We start from the raw sequence: 20,052 nt of genomic DNA, 5'->3' as shown, positions 1-20,052 counted from the left end.
ATTGGCACCACCTCGTCAATTCAAGCTGTTTTGCCGAAATTGAACCGGCAGCGCCGAACCGGTGTACAGCTCCCTTAACCCATTCACAGCAAACAGATCCTCAACAGCGATACATTCGTATGCTGCTGCTCGCCTGGAAATCATGCCAGAGGTATAAAATCTCACTTTGCATTCCAGCACGCTGTAAATCGGTACTTTTAACAGCGTTTTATAAGCAACTCACCAAATTCAGTGAAGAGCCTGATGGCTTTACATTTTGTATGACTGTCCTTGCTTGCACTTTCTTTAAGGTGTCTGTCCTTGCAATCCCTGTCCCCAAGCACATTAACGTGACTGTCCTTATAATTGGCAATTCGTTAATCGACAAACAGCTCATCAAGCATGGGTTGGGGGTTATTCAGAAAAGCTTTCGTAATCGCGTAGTGTTCCGTCTCTTCATATTTCACCGGGTGAATGCCGGACGGGCCAATCTGATAAATCAGAGCGCCGGGGTACGCCATGATCATGGGAGAATGGGTAGCAATAATGAATTGTGATTGATCCTGAACCAGCTGATGCATTCGACTGAGCACAGAGAGTTGGCGCATAGGAGATAAAGCGGCTTCAGGCTCGTCCAGTATATATAAGCCCTTACCGCCAAACCGCTCGACCATTAATGACAGAAATGACTCGCCATGCGACAGTTGATGAAGGGACACACCGCCGTATGAATCAATCACAGGCGGCCCGAAACCTGGTGCTTCGTCCAGTTCATCAATATGGGTCGAGACATTGTAAAAACTTTCAGCCCGGAGAAAAAAGCCGTCCTTATAACGCCTGAACGACTTGTTGTAACGGATAGACTTATACAATTCAGAATGCGTACTTCGGGTCGAAAAATTGAAATTCTTCGTTCCCCCCTCTGCGTTGAACCCCATACCGACAGCAATAGCTTCCAGTAAAGTTGATTTACCGCTGCCATTTTCACCAACAAAAATAGTGACCTCCGGACTGAAGTCGATTTTATCCAGGCCTTTTACTGCCGGAATACAAAACGGATAATGGCTAAAAGAGTCAATTTTCTCTCGTTTCAGCTGAATATCTCTTAAGTATGGTAAAGGTTCCATTATCTGAATCTAATGTCGAAATAATCTGAATTTAGCCGCAGAAACTCCTAAGATTCAAGGGAAATCACCTGTTGTGATTGCATTGATTCGAAAGCGCTGTAGTTGCACAGCACCACCCTTGCTGTCCATTTCGGGAACGGTCATGAACTGGGTATCCTGTTCACAGAAGTTGAGCCCGCTGTAGCTGAATAGGCTGCACCAGCCTTTTCAACATTACCGTGCAAAAAACGCTCGTACAGAAATGGGCTGATATCCACACTGGTTGGTTCGCCACGTACCAGTTCATTCAACAACTTACCGGTAATCGCAGAGGTCAGCATACCTGTTCTGAAATGACCGCAAGCCGTCAGATAACCCTCAATACCGGGTACTGGCCCCAGAATGGGCAACTCGTCCGGGGAACCGGGACGCAATCCGGCCCAGCAGCGTTTAATATTCATGTCGCGCAACTGAGGAATCGTCTTCATCGCGCCCTGGGCCAATGATTTAAGCTGGTTCAAATCTGTGCGGGTGTCATAGCCACACTCTTCAGTGGTTGAACCAATCAGGATCTCGCCATTGTCTTTCTGCGCAATATAACAGTCACTGGTGGTAATGCAGCTATTGAGTATTTTGGGCAACCTTTCAGACACCAGCACCTGTCCTTTTACCGGGAAAACTGGCATCTGCATGCCCGTCGCCCACACGTTGATCTGCTCAGCCCATGCCCCACCTGCATTAATGACCATACCGGTGCTTAATTTACCCCGGGACGTCTGCACGCCCGTTACACGGTTACCCTGTCGCTCAATCGCTGTGATCGAGGTATTAAGGTACAAGTCCACCCCGTTCTGGCGCGCGGCGTCGACATAAGCATCGTTCAGACGATAAGGGTTGATCTGGTGGTCGGTATCGAACTCCATCGCGCCAATGGCATCCGGTGCTATATTCGGCTCTTCTTCCAGTAACGTGGCTTTATCAAGCCAGCGAATGTGTTGCTGGCGATCTGGCACAGCAGCCGCAATATGTTCAGCATGAATACGATCGTATTGATCAAACAGAACGAACTTCAGCCCTGTTTTTTCAAATTTCATATCAACACCGTGTTTCTCCAGCAGCTCCTGATTTAAAGCCGGATACATAGCATTTGACATCATCGCCAGGTCAAAAAAAGGTTTAGGCATGATATGCGGCTTCATGGCTGAAGCACCCGATACGTCCGCCCCTTCCTGGAGTTGTTTTGACAGCGTCTTAAACAGAATGACCCCGCACCCCAACCCCGTTGATTCGCCCATTGCCCACAATCCGCCGGCAGAGGCGCGGGACGCATTGCCCGGTTTTTTGAAATCGACCAGCGCAATATTCAGATCCCGGTTACGGCTCAACGCGAAGGCCACCGCACTGCCGATAACTCCGCCACCGCAAATTACCACATCATAGTGCTTCATTATTCGTTCTCCATGGCAGCAAAAGGGATGGGATCTAATGGGAATCTGACTCGAAACTGGCCCTGTTCACGGTGAAAGCCTTCATTTGCTAGCCTGTCATAGCAATAATGACTACAGGTTTTCCCCTGACAGTCTCCCATGGTGACACGAGTACGCATTTTCAGGCTTATGCTATCCCGGCAGCCTTCGGCAATCGCTTTGTCTATATCAGAACGCTTTACCTGCTCGCAGCGACAAATTACAGTCTCGGCGTCGGGCAGGTTCAACAGCCCTTTTTTACGCTGATTAACGCGGTCAAAAGCGCCACGAAAACGGTACAAACGCTTGAGCGTCTTCTGCAGGTCAGCGAGGCGTTCCGCTACATCGGCCACTTTGTCCGGGTACAACTCTGCCACCAATGCCAGAGCCGCAATCTGACCTTCCACAATGGCGACATCCGCCCCGGCAAAACGGGCAGAGTCACCGACACAAAAAATATTCGGGCGGCTACTGCGCTGATATGTATCTGTTACCGGAATCAGTCCGCTGAATTCATCCACTCTTACCTCAAGATCCATTAACTGAGCGAGCTGGGACCGGGACACAAAGCCGTAACCCACGCCCAGTAAATCGGCCTCTATCCATTGCATTTTCTGCCGATCAGCTTCCCAGTTGCTGTTATAGGGTGCTACGGCCACACGCTCCAGACTGACACTGCCTTCCGCTTTCACTATCCCCCAGCCATAGTTCACCGGTACTTGATGCAACCTGAGATAAGCAAGCAGCGACAGACCTTCCAGTGCTATCTGCGGACGATTAAGCAACGCGACCACCTCCTTACTCATCTCACTGAAAGATGCGGCGTCATAAACACCTTTCACTTCGACTCCTGAGCGGAGAAGCTGACAGGCAAGCAGTACCAATAACGGGCCTGTCCCTGTGATTACTGCCTGCCGACCAGGGCGGACCAGTCCGCTCTTGAGCTGTAGCTGGATGCCACCAGCCAGCATCACACCCGGTAACTGCCAACCCGGAAAAGGAATACTCCGTTCCTGACAGCCCGTCGCCAGAAACAAATAGTCAAAATCCTGAGCAGAAAGCCTGCCATGGTGGGACAGCAGCAGTTGGCTGCCGGCTAACGGGCCAAGTACCCGCGTTTCGGTCAGAAATTCGATATTGTGCTGGTGCTCCGTCACTAGGGCCTGCTGTAACGTTATGTTCTTCTGCAGGCTTTCATCCAGATGCGGCATGGCTTGTGTTGCCCGCCAGGGTCCGCGATAGATAACACCGCCGGCTTTTGGCGACTCGTCAATGACTGTTGACCGTATACCAAATGCCGACAAAGTAGTTGCTATCGACATACCAGAAGGGCCGGCACCGACAATCACGATATTCTCAGACATGTTTGCTGTCCCCTTCGATAACCCGATTGCGACAGGTGCGGATTGTCATGTTGGGCTGGACAAGTGTCTGGCAGGCACGCTGCTTATGACGCCCATTAATTTCGACCAGGCAGCAATGGCAAACGCCCATACCGCAAAAAGCCCCTGAAGATGCGCCAAAATCGTTTTTCATCAAACGCCTGAACTCACTGGCTAATAGTGTGCTCAAGACACTTTCACCGGGTACGGCTTTCACCTCAATATCATTCACTAATACACAAAACGGGCTGTCTTTTAGCGGCGTAATATCTTGTGTTCTGGTTATAGATGCCATTTTATACTCTGTCTTTTGTAGGTAAGGTAAGAACTGCCAATGGAATGCACTTAATTTTATTGAAACCATAGGCATATATATACGCTACCACTCAGCCAGATTCTGTGATTGTTTTCGATCAATGTTTCGTGAGATCAGACGATGCATAACCGCACCACCATCACAGACAAGGCAAATGATGTAAACGATTGCGGTTTGGTCAGGTAATTAGGGAATACGGCTTTACTTAGTCACGCCATACTTTTAGAATCGGGCGAATTTTTTGGAGGGAGCTATTATGACGTCGATCACTATCACACGTCCGGACGACTGGCACGTACACTTGCGCGATGGCGATGTACTGAAGGATACGGTTCGGGACATCAGCCGTTATATGGGGCGGGCTATCATCATGCCTAACCTTGTTCCTCCCGTTACCGATACCTCTGCCGCTCTTGCTTACCGTGATCGCATTCTGGCTGCTCAGCCAAGTGAAACATTCTCTCCTTTGATGGTGCTATACCTCACCGATAACACAACACCTGACGAGATTCGCAAAGCCAAGGCCAGCGGTCATGTGTACGCGGCAAAGCTCTACCCTGCCGGAGCAACCACTAACTCTGATTCAGGCGTCACCGACATCAACAAGCTGCTGCCCACCATGGAAGCCATGCAGGAACTGGGCATGCCGCTGCTGATTCATGGCGAAGTGACTAAGCACGACGTGGATATTTTTGACCGCGAAAAAGTCTTTCTTGAAACTGTACTGGCACCTATCGTCGCTGCCATGCCAAACCTGAAAGTGGTGCTTGAACACATTACCACCAAAGATGCGGTCGACTTTGTCAACAATGCCGGGCCAAACGTGGGGGCAACAATTACCGCCCACCATTTGCTCTATAACCGTAACCATATGCTGGCTGGCGGTATCCGTCCGCACTTTTACTGCCTGCCTATTTTAAAGCGCAATACTCATCAGGAAGCACTGATTGCAGCAGCAACCAGTGGCAGCAACAAATTTTTCCTGGGCACAGATTCAGCACCGCATGCAAAAGGCCAAAAAGAAGCCGCCTGTGGCTGTGCCGGCTCTTATACAGCACATGCTGCCATTGAGCTGTACGCAGAAGTTTTCGAGCTGGCAGGCGCACTCGACAAACTGGAAGGTTTTGCCAGCCACAATGGTCCTGACTTCTACGGCCTGCCTCGCAATCACGACACTATCACCCTGACCAAACAAAGCTGGGCGGTGCCGGACACCATGGAATTCGGCGCCGATCAGGTTGTGCCTATCCGGGCCGGTGAACAAATCAGCTGGAAAGTGGCTCAGTAACCTGCTACGCCATCGAAATAAGGCTCCTGCATCGGAGCCTTATTCTCATCCAATCTGTTCTCACTTCAAACAATCCGCTTGCTTCATTCTCCAGCACGATTAAAGTATAAAAAACAATCACTTTTTTGGAGAGGTGTCTGTGACTGGTTATGAATCTATCCCTTCACTTGTCATTTTCGCCGTACTGGGCTGGGTCGCCCTGAACGCCATCTTTTTCTTTTCTCACCGCTGGCGGCTGTTTTCAGACATTACCTGGATCCTCCTGCTGGGACTGATCTACGGCGCGGTTTCCGCCATGCCAGATTCCAATTTGCCAGATCTGGTACTGGAGCCGCATGTTGTGCTGTATCTTTTCGTGCCGCTGCTGGTATTTTCATCCACCCAGTGTATTTGCCTGTTTCATTTCAGGCAGGTGCTGATTCCTGCGTCGCTGGCCGGCTCCTTAGGCATATTGATCAGCATGTTTGTGATTGCGGCCGCCATACACTGGCTGCTCGGGGTGCCCTTCATGCCTGCTTTATTGTTCGGGGTCATCATTTCCGCCACCGACCCTTTGGCCATCAGCGCCTTATTCAAAGATAACCAGAGCGTGACCGAAAACCAGAAACTGCTGATTGAAGGGGAGTCCATACTGAACGACGGTTTTGTGGTCACTGTCGCCAGTATTCTTTCGATAGTGATTTTCAGCGGTACTGAATTTGATTTGACAAGCAGCAGCCTGAGTTTAGTGTCACATGTGGCGGGGGCTTTGGCTGTCGGTGCAGTGCTCGGGCGTGGCGCTCGCTGGCTGCTGACTTTACTGCATGAGCGGCATTACACCTTAACAACCAATATCACGCTGGCATTGGCATATGGCAGTTTTGTGCTGGCAGAAGAAATGCATTTTTCCGGAATTCTGGCCGTGTTTGCCGCGGCACTGGCTTACGGTTACAAGCCTTATCAGGATGATGCCAATCATCTTGCGCATCAGGAGATCTGGGAGTATCTGGATTATGTTGCCAACGCGATGCTTTTCTTCCTGCTCGGTTCCAGCGTGTTTACCCTGCTATCTCCCGATACCCTGTCCGCCGTTATCATACTGTTATCCATAGTGCTGCTTTTTTCGGCGCGGTTTATTTCGCTTTGGCTGATGCTGCCTGTCCTGCGTATAGATTCGAAAAAACTGTCGCGGCTTGATTTCTGGTTGCTGAATTTCTCAGGTGCACGCGGTGCGGTATCCATTGCCCTGATCCTGATGCTGCCGGCAGACTTCAGCTACAAGCCTTTGTTTCTGACGATGGCAATCAGCATGATTCTGTTTTCTCTGATTGTTTATCCGGTTATTACCAAGCGTATGCTGGCACAGAGCAGCACCATCCGTGAGTCGGTGTCATAACACCCTCTTTACCACCGTCCGCCCCGCGAATGCGGAGAGGACGGCAGGTGGTGGTGTTGAGAGAATCAGCATGAAAGTACTAACCAGGCTGATTCTCTGGTTTAGCCCTCACGGCCCGGCAACGGGACGCTGTGGAATAAGCGATACAGCACAGGCACCACAATCAGAGTCAGTATGGTCGCAAAGCCCAGGCCGAACATGATGGTTACTGCCATCGGCTTAAAGAACACATCCGGCAAGAGCGGAATCATACCCAGAATAGTGGTGATCGCTGCCATACAGACTGGACGAACCCGGCTGACGGCGGCATCTACCACCGCCTGGTATTTGTCTTTACCGCTGCTGATTTCGATTTCGATCTGATCCAACAGCACGATACCGTTTTTCACCAGCATGCCTGACAAGCTCAAAAAGCCCAGCAGCGCCATAAAACCAAACGGGGTGTTCAGCAACAACAGGCCGGAAGCCACCCCAATCACCGCCAACGGCACAGTCGCCCACACAATCAGCGCTTCCTTCACCTTGTTAAACAGGAAGATAGTGATCAGGAACATCATCAGGTAGCCCATTGGCATCGAGCTGAACAACGACGCTTTCGCATCGCCGGATGACTCGTACTCCCCGCCCCACTCCAGCGCATAGCCCGGTGGCAAGTCCAGTGAATCAATCGCTGGCTGAATTCGCTTTTGCACCGTCGCGGCAGTTTCATCCCCGAGCGGATCGGGGTCAGCCATGACTGTCAGTACCCGCTTTCTGTCTTTACGCGCGATGAGCGGATCTTCCCAGCGCAGATTCACAGCCGAGACCACTTGCTGCAATGGCACATAGCCCTGTACCGCCGGACTCCAGATTTTCATACCTTCAATGGTACTGATATCAACACGCTCCTGCTCCGGCAGTCGGGCAACAATCGGCATCAGGGTAGTACCCTCGCGGTAGATACCTACCGACAGGCCGGAAAACGCCATTTGCAGCAGATCATCGACATCTTTTTTGGTGATACCGTAACGGCGGGCCTGACTTTCATTGAAGACCGGCTCCAGCACTTTGGTGCGCTCTCGCCAGTCATGACGTATGTTGGCTGTGCCTGCATCAGCCCGCATGATATCAGTGACTTCTTTAGCCAGACCGCGAAGCACAGTCGGATCGGGGCCGATCAGGCGGGCTTCAATTTTGGCGCCAGAAGACGGGCCAAGCATGATTTGCTTGAGCTTGTATTCGACATTCGGGAAACCCTTGCCAATGATCTCCTGAACCTGAGACATAGCCGGCAACACATCATCAAACTGCTTCACCCGAATAATCAGCTCACCGTATGCGGCATAACTTTTTTCGGGTGAATAGGTCAGCATAAAGCGCTGCGAGCCTTTACCCGCACTGGTGCTGACATAATCAATACTGTCATCTTGCTCAATTTGCTGCTGCAGTTGTTTCAGCGCATCATTCGTCGCCCGGATATCTGTCCCTTCTGGCAACCAGATATCCACCATGAACATAGGCGACGTTGAAGCGGGGAAGAAAGATTGCTTAATCAGTGTGAAGCCGTACAGGCTCACCCCCAGCATGACCACCAGCGATATCACAGTCAGCCAGGCGCGCCGCATACAAAGCTCAAGGAACTGTCGGTACAAGACAAAAAACTTGCCTTTGTACGGGTCGTCATTTTCTTCGTCACTTTCAGCCACTTTTTGCGATTTAAAGAACAGATCAGCGAAGAAAGGCGTCAGAGAAATAGCCGTGAACCAGCTCAGCATCAGAGAAATAAGCAGTACGGTAAACAAAGTACGGGTGTACTCACCGGTCGAATCCTGCGATAAACCGATGGGCGCAAACGCCATGACAGCAATTACGGTCGCGCCCAGGAGCGGCCACTTCGTTTGTGTGACTATGTCAGACGCCGCCTGCAGTCGGGTTCGCCCTTTCTGCAAACCAATCAGTATGCCTTCAACCACCACAATGGCATTATCAACCAGCATCCCCAGGGCAATGACCAGCGCCCCCAGTGAAATACGCTGCAAGTCGATAGCCATCCATTTCATAAACACAAAGGTGGCAAGCACGGTTAACAGCAGAATCAGTCCGATAAGGAGACCGGAGCGCAATCCCATGAAGAACAGCAGGACAACAATAACAATCACAACGGCCTGGCCCAGGCTCACCACAAAACCGCTGACCGATTTATCCACTTCTGTCGGCTGGCTGTACACCACGCCGATATCTATGCCCACCGGCTGCTGCACTTTCAGTTCAGCCAGGCGGCTCATTACACGCTTACCGCCTTCGACCACATTGATACCGGAAACAAAAGAGATCCCCAGGTTCAAGGCTTGCTTACCGTTATAGCTGACCAGGTTATCCGGGACTTCCTTGAATCCGCGTTCAATCGTGGCGACATCTCTGAGGTAAATCAGCCCCTGAGAGCCGGAATCTTTGATGATCAGATCGCCCAGCGCATCCACATTCTGGAATTCACCTGTGGTCTGAACACGGATATATTCATCCCCGACGCGAATGGCGCCGGCGCTGGTCACCAGATTCTGCTGCTGCAAGGTGCCATAAATCGTCTGCGGTGAGATACCCAGATTACTGAGCCGCTGCATGGAGATTTCGATAAATACCTGCTCCTGCTGCGTGCCCGTGACCTGTACTTTACCCACACCATCGACCAGCTCCAGCTCCCGGCGAAGGTAATCCACATAATCGTTTAACTCACGGTAGGTATAGCCCTCCCCGGTCACAGCCAGCAGAATACCGTACACATCACCAAAGTCATCCACCACTTTTGGGGTGCCGACACCGGGTGGCAGGCTGGGTTTCAGGTCATTAACCTTACGGCGCAGTTCATCCCAGATCTGCGGCAGATCGTCCGGACCATAATTATTTTTCATGGTCACTGTGATCTGAGACAGATCCCGGCTTGAAATGGAGTTCACTTCATCCACGTAAGGGAGCTGGCCGATGGCTTTCTCTATCGGATAGGTCACCTCTTCCTCAACCTGCTGTGCTGTCGCACCAGGATACGAAGTCACCACCATGGCATCTTTGATCGTGAATTCAGGGTCTTCCAGTCGGCCTAATTCCAGAAATGCCATTGTCCCGCCGATCAGAAAGATCAGGGTCAGCATCCAGCTGATGACTTTATTTTTAATAAAGTATGTAGCTATATCCTGTTTCATTATTTGGCTGCCTCCTGATCCACAACAGTCACATGCTGACCATCACGGAGGCGATTAACGCCTTCAGTCACAATCACGTCGCCTTCCTGTAATCCGGACACAATACGCACACCATCCGGGACGACTTTATCTGTCACAATCTGGCGCTTTGTCACTGTATTACCATCATTGACTATCCACACGAATTTATTGGCAGGGTTGATAGCATCGCCATCTTCATTGAACACGGCACTGAGCGGGATCACCGCTTCATCCGAGCGATAAATCTGCATTTTTTGTCCGTCCACTTTTACCTCAACCGAAGTGCCATCAAGAATGAATTGCTCTGTCGGCATAGGCATAGTGAGTGTCACCTTGAAAGAGCCCAGCTCTGGATCCGGCTCTGTCGTAAACTCTTTCAGATGCGCCGTGTATTCTGTCCCGTCATCCAGCGTGACTTTTATTCCTGGCTGCTTATGATGCACTTGCCTGGCGGTGTTTTTTGAATAAATCATGTCCGGAGCCTGGATCAGAATATCCACGTCAGTCGCGCTATGGATATTCATGACAGCCTCGCCCACCTGGACATTTTCAAACTGCTCAACAGGCACACGAGAAATCACCCCGCTGAAAGGGGCGTGTAATGTCGTAAAGGTCAGACGCAACTTGGCAAGATTGAGCTTTGCCAGCGCAATTTGCCTTTGAGCAGCCAGTTCATCGAACTGCGACTGGGCCAGATATCCCTGCTTAACCAATTTTGCCGAGCGGCGATACTGACTGTCCGCCAGACTGAATTTCGCCTGCGCATCATTGACTGTCAGCTGGTAATCAGTCGGATCAAGTTGCGCCAGCAACTGGCCTTTTTTCACAAACTCGCCTGGCTTCACGTTGACCTTGATCACTTCACCGGAGAGACGGAAAGACAACACAGATTTATCCGCAGCAGCAGCGACAGCCGGGAAAGATAAAATCGGTGAACTTTGTTCCAGTCCAACCTGATGGACACTCACAGACTGTGAAGCCTTAGACTCAGACTGCAACTCCTGACCACAACCAAAGAGTAACCACGGCAATACCCAGAAAGCTGAACGTAATAAGGTTCTTTTCATCTCAGAGACCCCGCTCCTTCACCCATTCACGTACAATCTGGCCTTCTTTTAGCTCAGTCACACCAGACGCCACAATAACCACTCCGTCTTCTAATCCACTGACTACACGGGATTGTTCATCCAGCACCACTTCAACTTTGCTGACTTTGCCACCGTCTGCCACCTGCCATACATAAGTACTGCCGTTTTCCCTCACAATCGCCCGCGCTGGTAATGAACCGGCACCTGTTTGCGGTAACGCGATTTTCACTTGCGCTGCCATGCCGGGAAGCAGGTTTTGATCAACGGGTTTTTCCATGGTAAGTGTGACCTGGTAACTGGAGGTTTTAGTGTCGGCTTCGGTGTCAATTTCCTTCAGGTTAGCCAGGAACACCTGATCCGGGATGGTATCGAAGATCACCTGAGCAGAGCGATCATCGCCGGATCGCATACGGTTAAGCAGTTGCTGGGGTAACTGGAAACTGACATTAAGCAACCCTTCGCTCTGAATATGCATCATAGGCTGCTTCGCTGAGACATACTCATAATTGTTGGCCATTGAAATAGAGACAACCCCATCGTATGGCGCAATCAGGGTGGCGTACTTCAGGTTTGCTTCCTGTTTGTCCAATTCTGCTTTGGCCTGATTTCTGGCTGCCGTTGACTGGTCAAAATCCAGTTCGGACACCACATTGGTTTTCAGCAATTCTGCATTTCGTTTGTACTGAACCTGAGCAAGGTTGTAATTGGCTTTGGCCTGTTCAACCAGCAAGGTCAGCTCATCGGTTTTCAGCTTCGCCAGACGCTGGCCTTTTTTCACCTCTTCGCCATCGCGTACATCCACACTTTCCAAAACTCCCGATACCCGGAATGCCAGCACCGCTTTATCGCCGGCTTCCACCTGGGCAGGAAATGTCCGGTAACTCTGACTGTCACCGACATCAACAGTTAACAATTTAACCGGTCGGGATACAGGTTCGGGCACAGATTTTGTTTCCTCACTGCAACCGGTGAGCATGCTCACCGACAGAGCCAGGACCAGCAGAGTGAACCTCATTCAATGCCTCTCCAATTCAATAGGTCTGATTTATTCAACATTTTGTATTTAGCTGCGCGTTAACATAGCAAAAAAGAACGTCATTTTATTGCTTACTTCCTTAATCAAAGGTTAAACCAGTGCAAAAAAAGGAGCCAAACGGCTCCTTTTTTTGCAAAGTATTTCAGCAGATAACACTGCAAGCGTGTTACGCATCCATTTCAGCAATTTTGACTTTCCAGATATCAGGGCCGGTCTGGTGCGCATTCACACCGTCTGAATCGACGGCGACCGTGACAGGCATATCCTGCACTTCAAATTCATAGATAGCTTCCATGCCCAGGTCTTCAAAGGCCACAACGCGCGATTTCTTGATCGCTTTCGCCACCAGGTACGCCGCGCCACCCACTGCCATTAAATACACTGCTTTATGATTTTTAATTGACTCAATAGCCACAGGACCGCGCTCTGCTTTACCTATCATGCCAATCAGGCCGGTTTCAGCCAGCATCATGTCGGTGAACTTATCCATACGGGTGGACGTTGTCGGGCCGGCCGGCCCCACAGCTTCGTCGCCCACTGCATCCACAGGACCTACGTAATAAATGAAGCGGTTATTGAAATCCACACCATCAGGCAGGCCCTGTCCGCTGTTCAGCATTTCCTGAATACGCTTATGGGCAGCATCACGACCTGTCAGGATTTTACCGGACAACAGGACAGTTTCGCCGGACTTCCATTGTTGAATTTCCGCTTTGGTGATGTTGTCAACATTGACACGACGCACATTCTGGCCCACTTCCCAGGTCACTTCCGGCCAGTCTTCCAGTTTAGGGGGAGTCAGCTCTGCCGGACCGCTGCCGTCCAGAGTGAAGTGCACATGGCGGGTTGCCGCACAGTTCGGGATCATGCAAACCGGTTTAGAGGCCGCATGCGTTGGTGCGGTCTTGATTTTGATATCCAGCACGGTCGTCATGCCGCCAAGGCCCTGAGCACCGATACCCAGCTTGTTGACACGATCATAAATATCCAGACGCAGTTTCTCTTCCGCATTTTGCGGACCGCGTTCTATCAGCTCATGAATATCAACTGCTTCCATCAGCGACTCTTTCGCCAGTACCGCGGCTTTTTCAGCCGTGCCGCCGATACCGATTCCCAGCATACCCGGCGGACACCAGCCTGCGCCCATCAGAGGAACCGTCTTTTCAACCCACTCGGCAATATCATCCGACGGGTTGAGCATCACCATTTTGGTTTTGTTCTCTGAGCCGCCACCTTTGGCTGCCAGCTGAATTTCCACTTCGTTGCCCGGTACCATGTCAATATGAACAACCGCAGGGGCGTTATCTTTGGTATTGATACGCGCTCCGGCAGGATCCGCGACAACCGATGCCCGCAGAGGGTTGATCGGGTTGTTATATGCCTGACGCACACCTTCATCGATCATTTCCTGAACGGTCAGATCGCTCTCCCACTGTACGTTCATACCAATTTTCACGAAACAGGTCACAATACCTGTGTCCTGGCAAATCGGGCGATGGCCTTCGGCGGACATACGAGAGTTAATCAGAATCTGTGCCATGGCATCTTTCGCGGCCTGGCTCTGCTCTTTGTGGTAAGCCTTTTCAAGAGCCTGCACAAAGTCCAGCGGATGATAGTAGGAAATGTATTGCAGCGCGTCTGCCACACTGCTGATCACATCTTCTTTACGGATGACGGTCATAGTTGCCCTCGTTGCTTATTGTCGTATACGCGCCTGCAAATTGACGGGCCTGACCCGGACCTTATGCATGGTAGGGTGTCAGAGGCAGACCGAAATCTTGAGCTGAATCATCAATGCACCGGAAAAGTCGCGATGCAGACGTCGTATTTGTTTCTATGATACTCTTGCCCGCAATCTCGCGCTATGCGCCAATCGAACACCTGTCACAAAAAAGAAAATGAAATATTCTGCTGTCTCTCAACTCCAGGTCATGCATCTGGACTATAGCCAGAATGCTGTTCTGGACTGGTTCGAACCTCTTTCTGCCTCCCCTTGGGCTATGCTGCTGCGTTCAGCGGCACAAGGCCACCCTGACAATCGTTATGACATTCTGGTTGCCAGCCCGCTGGCGACCATTGAAACCCGCGACGGTGTCAGTGTGATCACCCATACAAGCGGCCAGCAACACAGCTCAGAACAAGACCCGTTTTCATTACTGCACGCGCTGCAGTCGGAATTATTACCTGTCTGTCCGGCCATTGACGATCTGCCTTTTACCGGCGGTGCTGTGGGGTATTTTGCTTACGATCTTGGCCGGCGGGTCGAAAAGATACCGGCCTTGGCCATTCAGGATATCAAAGCGCCGGATATGGCGGTGGGCTTATATGACTGGGCGTTAATTGCTGACCACCATACCCGGCAACTTTCGCTGGTGTCGCCAGATACCTCAACGCGGTTGCACTGGCTGAAAGCGCAGCAGTCAACGCAATCTGACCCGACAAATACCTTCCGGCTAACCTCCGACTGGCAGGCCAATATGACGCTCGACAGCTATATCGGGAAATTTAATCAGGTTCAGGATTACCTGAATGCGGGCGACTGCTATCAGATTAACCTCGCACAGCGTTTCAACGCCGGTTATCAGGGCGATGAATGGCAGGCTTACCAGAAGCTGGAGAGCCATAATGGCGCGCCCTTTTCAGCCTTTATCCGTCTTGATCAGGCCGCGGTGCTGTCTGTGTCGCCGGAACGTTTTCTGAAACTCAAAGACAACAAGATTGAAACCAAGCCGATTAAAGGCACCCGCCCCCGTTCTGCCGATCCTGTCACCGATCAGGCCAGTGCCGATGATCTGAAACACGCCAGCAAAGACAGGGCGGAGAATTTGATGATAGTCGATTTGCTGCGCAATGACATCGGCCGCGTAGCATCACCGGGCACGGTGCGTGTCCCCAGCCTGTTTGCCATTGAAAGCTTCCCGGCCGTGCATCACTTAGTCAGCACAGTCACGGCCGACATGGATCCTGCTCACTATTGTGCAACGGATCTGCTTAGAGCTTGTTTTCCTGGCGGTTCTATTACGGGAGCGCCGAAAGTCCGCGCCATGGAAATTATCGAAGAACTGGAGCCGCACAGACGCAGCGTGTACTGCGGCAGTATAGGTTACATCAGTCGCTGCGGTCAGATGGATACCAGCATCACTATCCGAACCCTGATCGCGGTCGACAAGCAGATTTATGCCTGGGCCGGCGGCGGTGTAGTGGCCGATAGCGAAGCTCAGAGCGAATACCAGGAAACGCTGGACAAGCTGAGCAAAATTCTGCCAATCTTATAACATACCCTCAACAAATTGCCGGGAGGGGGCGCCATCGGGAATACCACATGATAGTCCAGCATCACATGCTCAGCCGCTTCCTGCTTGCGCAGCCGGGCCAGTATGATCGCAGCCATCAGAGACGTATCAAGCAGTTGCTGCCCAACAGCAGCCGCTTTAAACCCGCGGCAGTGATGATCCCTCTGGTGGCAAGGCCTGACGGTTACCATGTGATACTGACTAGGCGGGCAAACCACCTGAAACACCATCCGGGTCAGGTCGCATTCCCGGGCGGGCGCTTTGAAAGCGAAGACGTCGAACTTATTAATACCGCCATCCGGGAAACACAGGAAGAGATCGGCATTCTGTGTGATAAAAAAGACATTCTGGGCACATTGCCCGCCCTCCCGACTCTCAGCGGTTATATGGTTACACCGTTTTTAGCGACTGTTGCAGCCAACTACCGGCCCGTGCTCGATCCCAATGAAGTCGACAGCATATTTGAAGTCCCTGTTACCTTCTTGCTCAATCCCCGCAATATGCGCACCCAGCGTTTTACCTTCAAAGGTAAAGAGCACACCATTTATGCCATCCCTTACCAGGAATATTCCATTTGGGGCGCAACGGCTCAGATAGTCAAAGCCCTGTCACATCAAATCTGGGTAGACAATCGCTGAACCTTTCACCACCTGAGACACAAATGGCCATTCCTTTGGTGATCAAACTCTCATTTCCTTGCAACAAATGTTAAATAGTGAGCGAGTTTTTTCACAGATCATTTTTTCATGCCCTAAATAAGCGAAAATACCCAGATTCCTGTTCCCTATTAAATGTTGGACTAACTTATGCAAACGAAAACTGCATCTGTATCTGCTGCATCCGCTGCTGCCAAAAGCCGCTGGACTGCACAAGATACGACCTGGGTGCTTTCCCTTTTTGGTACGGCAGTTGGTGCCGGTATCCTGTTTCTGCCAATCAATGCGGGTATGAGTGGCTTCTGGCCACTGCTGGCGATGACACTGCTGATTGGCCCGATGACTTACTTCGCTCACCGCGGTCTGGCGCGTTTTGTCCTGTCTTCCGCGAAACCCGGCAGTGACATTACTGAAGTGGTGGAAGAACATTTTGGCGCCCGTGCCGGTAAATTAATCACCCTGCTCTACTTCTTTGCTATTTACCCGATTGTGCTGATTTATGGTGTCGGTATCACCAATACTGTCGATTCCTTCATGGTCAACCAGCTTGGTATGGCATCCATGCCACGGGCTTTACTGTCCATCATTTTGATTCTGGGCATGATGTCCGTCATGATTGCCGGTGAAAAACTGATGCTGAAAGTCACTCAGTTTCTGGTTTATCCTCTGGTAGGTATTTTGCTGTTTATGTCGGTATATCTGATCCCTGAGTGGAATCTGTCTTCCGTCAGCCTGAGCACCATGCCTTCACTGGGTGATTTTGCGGTCACCTTGTGGATTACCATTCCTGTACTGGTATTTTCGTTTAACCACAGTCCTATTATCTCGGCTTTCTCGCAGGCGCAAGCGCGCGAACATGGCGAGCTGGCAGAAGAGAAAGCGTCCCGTATTCTGGCGCGATCTGCCGTTATGCTGCTGGGCTTTGTGATGTTCTTCGTGTTCTCGTGCGTACTGAGCCTGAGCCCTCAGGATCTGGCGCAAGCAAAAGCGGAAAACCTGGCTATTCTGTCTTACCTGGCCAACAAGCATGACAGTCCATTTATTTCATATCTGGGCCCGGTTGTAGCATTTGTAGCTATCGTTTCATCTTTCTTCGGTCATTATCTGGGTGCGCGAGAAGGTCTGAATGGTCTAGTTTCTAAACAATTAAAGTCGGCTGGTAAGCAAGTTAACGAAAAGAATATTGACAAATTTACCGTTGTCTTCATGATTGCTACTATCTGGTTGGTCGCGACAGTTAATCCTAGTATTCTTGGGATGATTGAAACATTAGGCGGCCCGATTATTGCGACAATCTTGTTCCTGATGCCTATGTATGCCGTACATAAAGTACCGGCAATGCAGAAGTACAAGGGCGCGGTAAGCAACGTATTTGTCACACTCATGGGTCTGATCGCGATTTCAGCCATTATGTACGGGCTATTTTTCTAACATCTCGCCCGTATTGCATTACTGACAAAATACGTAAAAGAACCGATACTTAAGAGCAGGGGAGCTTTCAGCACCTGCTCTTTTGTTTTGACTATACTCGCCAAGGAAGGGGCGGGAGTTCATAAAAAGATAACAGTCACGGCCGAGGCAAGATCGCTTCCCCGACTGAGGTACTACGCATGATCAGTATTTTTGATATCTTCAAAATTGGTGTGGGTCCTTCCAGTTCACACACTGTAGGTCCGATGAAAGCAGGTAAAGAGTTTGTCGATAACCTGCGTGAAATGGGCAAAATCAATGATGTGACAAAAGTCACCGTTGATGTGTATGGCTCTCTGTCTCTGACAGGTAAAGGCCACCACACAGACATTGCCATTATCATGGGCCTGGCTGGCAACAGCCCTGAAACTGTTGATATCGACAGCATCCCTGGGTTTATCGCCAGCGTTGGTGAAACCGAGCGTCTTCCAATTGCAGGTAATATTCATACCGTTGATTTCCCACGTGATGGCGGGATGAATTTCCATAACACCAACCTTTCCCTGCACGAGAATGGCATGAGTATTCATGCATGGGCTGGTGAAGACAAAATTTACAGCAAGACCTATTACTCTATCGGTGGCGGCTTCATTGTTGATGAAGAAAACTTCGGTAAAGAAGAAGAGTCTGAAATCAAAGTCCCGTACCCGTTTACCTCGGCACAAGAACTGGTTCAGCACTGCAAAGAAAGCGGTCGCTCAATGAGCTCTATCGTCATGGCAAACCAACGTGCCATGAACACTGAAGACGAAATTAAAGATTACTTCGCCAAAATCTGGAAAACCATGCAGGACTGTATGGACCGTGGCATGAACGAAGAAGGCATTTTGCCTGGCCCACTGCGTGTGCCTCGCCGTGCTGCCGCACTTCGCCAGCAGCTCATCACCTCCGAGCGTACCAACACCGACCCGATGACAGTGGTTGACTGGGTTAACATGTACGCATTTGCAGTGAATGAAGAAAACGCAGCAGGCGGCCGGGTGGTCACCGCGCCAACTAACGGTGCTTGCGGTATTATCCCTGCAGTACTGGCTTACTATGATAAATTCATTCAGCCGGTCAGCGAGAAAGAATATATCCGTTACTTTGCCGCTTCTGGCGCAATCGGCGGTCTGTATAAGCGTAATGCTTCTATCTCTGGTGCTGAAGTAGGCTGTCAGGGTGAAGTGGGTGTCGCTTGTTCAATGGCCGCTGCCGGTCTGGCTGAGCTGATGGGCGCAAGCCCTGAGCAGGTCTGTATGGCCGCGGAAATCGCCATGGAACATAACCTGGGTCTAACATGCGACCCGGTGGCTGGCCAGGTGCAGGTACCTTGTATCGAACGAAACGGTATCGCAGCAGTTAAATCCATCAATGCTTCACGTATGGCTTTGCGTCGTGCTTCCGAACCTCGGGTCTCGCTGGATAAAGTAATCGAGACCATGCTGGAAACCGGTAAAGACATGAATGCCAAGTATCGCGAAACCTCCCAAGGCGGATTGGCGATTAAAGTGATCTGCTGATCCTAAAGGACAATCAGATTGATACATTAAAGGAGGCTTAAGCCTCCTTTTTTTATTCCCTGTATTCTCGGTCCTCTGCATTCCCGCTCTCAACAACCTGCCCATTAGCCTGCGTTCTTTAGCTTACAACACATTAAACCTGCCATTATTTCGCCTGCAGCCAGACTAAGGTCTCACCGCAGCCGGGCTAACGGCGTCCGGCTTTCTTCATCGCTGCGATGCAACACCAGCCAGCAACCCGCATAAAAAAACCCCGTACCTCACGGCACGGGGTAAGCAGTAAATATAGAGTTGAACTAAGTTATGCCGCTGCTTTCAGAGGCTCCACAGCAGCCACTTTACGCTCACCAATTGGCAGAACAGTACGGCCGAACTCATTGTTCAGTACCTGGGCCATCGCAAAATAAATCGCACTCGCGCCACAGATGATGCCTTCAAAACCCGCAATGGTACCAATCAGGGTACTGCCAGTGAAATCACGTGCAGCCAACAGGAAGAACAACACAGTCAAAGAAGCAAATACAAATTGTTTGGCGCGCGGATAATTGAGTGAACCAACAAACATAAAGGCAGTAAAGACGCCCCACAGCAGCAGATACCATGCCATGAACTCTGCAGGTGCAGCAGGCAGCCCCATGTACGGCATCACAATCAGACCAACCAGTGTCAGCCAGAACAGACCGTAAGAGGTGAAAGAGGTAGTACCGAATGTATCACCACGCTTAAAACACATCATGCCGACAAGGATCTGAGCCAGACCGCCATAAAAAATCCCCATAGCCAGAATCATAGAGTTCAGTGGAAAAAAGCCTGCATTGTGGATGTTCAGCAAAATGGTGGTCATACCAAAGCCCATCAATCCCAAAGGTGCTGGATTTGCAAAATTCGTAGACATTTT

At 50.7% G+C, this 20,052-nt stretch carries 15 protein-coding genes; 6 read left to right on the top strand and 9 right to left on the bottom strand.

Translation table 11 applies throughout. The annotated features are described in order from the left end of the window. Positions 1-356: 356 nt before the first annotated feature. From IFO68_RS07780 to IFO68_RS07765, 4 genes are all read right to left on the bottom strand, one after another. Positions 357-1,106: an AAA family ATPase gene (locus IFO68_RS07780; RefSeq protein WP_192015358.1), complete on the bottom strand. Its 750-nt coding sequence runs from the start codon at positions 1,104-1,106 to the stop codon at positions 357-359. A 140-nt stretch (positions 1,107-1,246) separates the two neighbouring features. After that, entirely contained in the window at positions 1,247-2,533 is a 1,287-nt protein-coding gene (locus tag IFO68_RS07775; RefSeq protein WP_225445110.1) for an NAD(P)/FAD-dependent oxidoreductase, read from the bottom strand. Then, a complete protein-coding gene (locus IFO68_RS07770) occupies positions 2,533-3,915 on the bottom strand; it encodes an NAD(P)/FAD-dependent oxidoreductase (RefSeq protein ID WP_192015357.1) in 1,383 nt (460 codons plus the stop codon). The genes IFO68_RS07775 and IFO68_RS07770 overlap by 1 nt, the downstream gene beginning before the upstream one ends. Beyond that, entirely contained in the window at positions 3,908-4,228 is a 321-nt protein-coding gene (locus tag IFO68_RS07765) for a (2Fe-2S)-binding protein (RefSeq protein WP_192015356.1), read from the bottom strand. The genes IFO68_RS07770 and IFO68_RS07765 overlap by 8 nt, the downstream gene beginning before the upstream one ends. A 277-nt stretch (positions 4,229-4,505) precedes the next feature. Here IFO68_RS07765 and pyrC point away from each other — a divergent pair, with 277 nt between their 5' ends. Then, positions 4,506-5,537, top strand: coding sequence for a dihydroorotase (gene pyrC, locus IFO68_RS07760; protein ID WP_192015355.1), 1,032 nt, complete (start codon positions 4,506-4,508; stop codon positions 5,535-5,537). 139 nt (positions 5,538-5,676) lie between these two features. Continuing rightward, positions 5,677-6,912: a cation:proton antiporter domain-containing protein gene (locus tag IFO68_RS07755; RefSeq protein WP_192015354.1), complete on the top strand. Its 1,236-nt coding sequence runs from the start codon at positions 5,677-5,679 to the stop codon at positions 6,910-6,912. Between the two features lie 101 nt (positions 6,913-7,013). Here the strand turns inward: IFO68_RS07755 and IFO68_RS07750 are convergent, their stop codons facing one another. From IFO68_RS07750 to IFO68_RS07735, 4 genes are all read right to left on the bottom strand, one after another. Beyond that, the gene (locus IFO68_RS07750; RefSeq protein WP_192015353.1) at positions 7,014-10,088 is read right to left on the bottom strand and encodes an efflux RND transporter permease subunit; all 3,075 of its coding nucleotides are present in this window, start codon (positions 10,086-10,088) and stop codon (positions 7,014-7,016) included. Then, complete coding sequence (locus IFO68_RS07745) at positions 10,088-11,176, bottom strand: efflux RND transporter periplasmic adaptor subunit (protein WP_192015352.1); 1,089 nt, start codon at positions 11,174-11,176, stop codon at positions 10,088-10,090. Before IFO68_RS07745 ends, IFO68_RS07750 begins: the two co-directional genes overlap by 1 nt. A 1-nt stretch (position 11,177) precedes the next feature. Continuing rightward, on the bottom strand, positions 11,178-12,212 hold the full coding sequence (locus IFO68_RS07740; protein ID WP_192015351.1) for an efflux RND transporter periplasmic adaptor subunit: 1,035 nt from the start codon (positions 12,210-12,212) through the stop codon (positions 11,178-11,180). 187 nt (positions 12,213-12,399) lie between these two features. Continuing rightward, a complete protein-coding gene (locus tag IFO68_RS07735; protein ID WP_192015350.1) occupies positions 12,400-13,914 on the bottom strand; it encodes a fumarate hydratase in 1,515 nt (504 codons plus the stop codon). A gap of 217 nt (positions 13,915-14,131) precedes the next feature. Here IFO68_RS07735 and pabB point away from each other — a divergent pair, with 217 nt between their 5' ends. The 4 genes from pabB to IFO68_RS07715 all read left to right on the top strand — a co-directional run bounded on the left by pabB (position 14,132) and on the right by IFO68_RS07715 (position 19,154). Continuing rightward, positions 14,132-15,508: an aminodeoxychorismate synthase component 1 gene (pabB, locus tag IFO68_RS07730; protein WP_192015349.1), complete on the top strand. Its 1,377-nt coding sequence runs from the start codon at positions 14,132-14,134 to the stop codon at positions 15,506-15,508. A 47-nt stretch (positions 15,509-15,555) separates the two neighbouring features. Beyond that, a complete protein-coding gene (locus IFO68_RS07725) occupies positions 15,556-16,164 on the top strand; it encodes a CoA pyrophosphatase (protein WP_192015348.1) in 609 nt (202 codons plus the stop codon). A 168-nt stretch (positions 16,165-16,332) separates the two neighbouring features. Next, positions 16,333-17,613, top strand: coding sequence for a serine/threonine transporter (locus IFO68_RS07720; protein ID WP_192015347.1), 1,281 nt, complete (start codon positions 16,333-16,335; stop codon positions 17,611-17,613). 179 nt (positions 17,614-17,792) lie between these two features. After that, positions 17,793-19,154, top strand: a complete 1,362-nt coding sequence (locus tag IFO68_RS07715) for an L-serine ammonia-lyase (protein ID WP_120511151.1) — start codon at positions 17,793-17,795, stop codon at positions 19,152-19,154. A gap of 301 nt (positions 19,155-19,455) precedes the next feature. Here IFO68_RS07715 and IFO68_RS07710 read toward each other — a convergent pair whose 3' ends face one another. Next, entirely contained in the window at positions 19,456-20,049 is a 594-nt protein-coding gene (locus IFO68_RS07710) for an acetate uptake transporter (RefSeq protein WP_192015346.1), read from the bottom strand. Positions 20,050-20,052 lie beyond the last annotated feature (3 nt).

Origin of the sequence: Photobacterium arenosum (assembly GCF_014841115.1) — a bacterium.
Lineage (GTDB): Bacteria > Pseudomonadota > Gammaproteobacteria > Enterobacterales > Vibrionaceae > Photobacterium > Photobacterium arenosum.
Note: the sequence above shows the minus strand (reverse complement) of the source record. Positions and strands in the feature narration are given on the sequence as shown.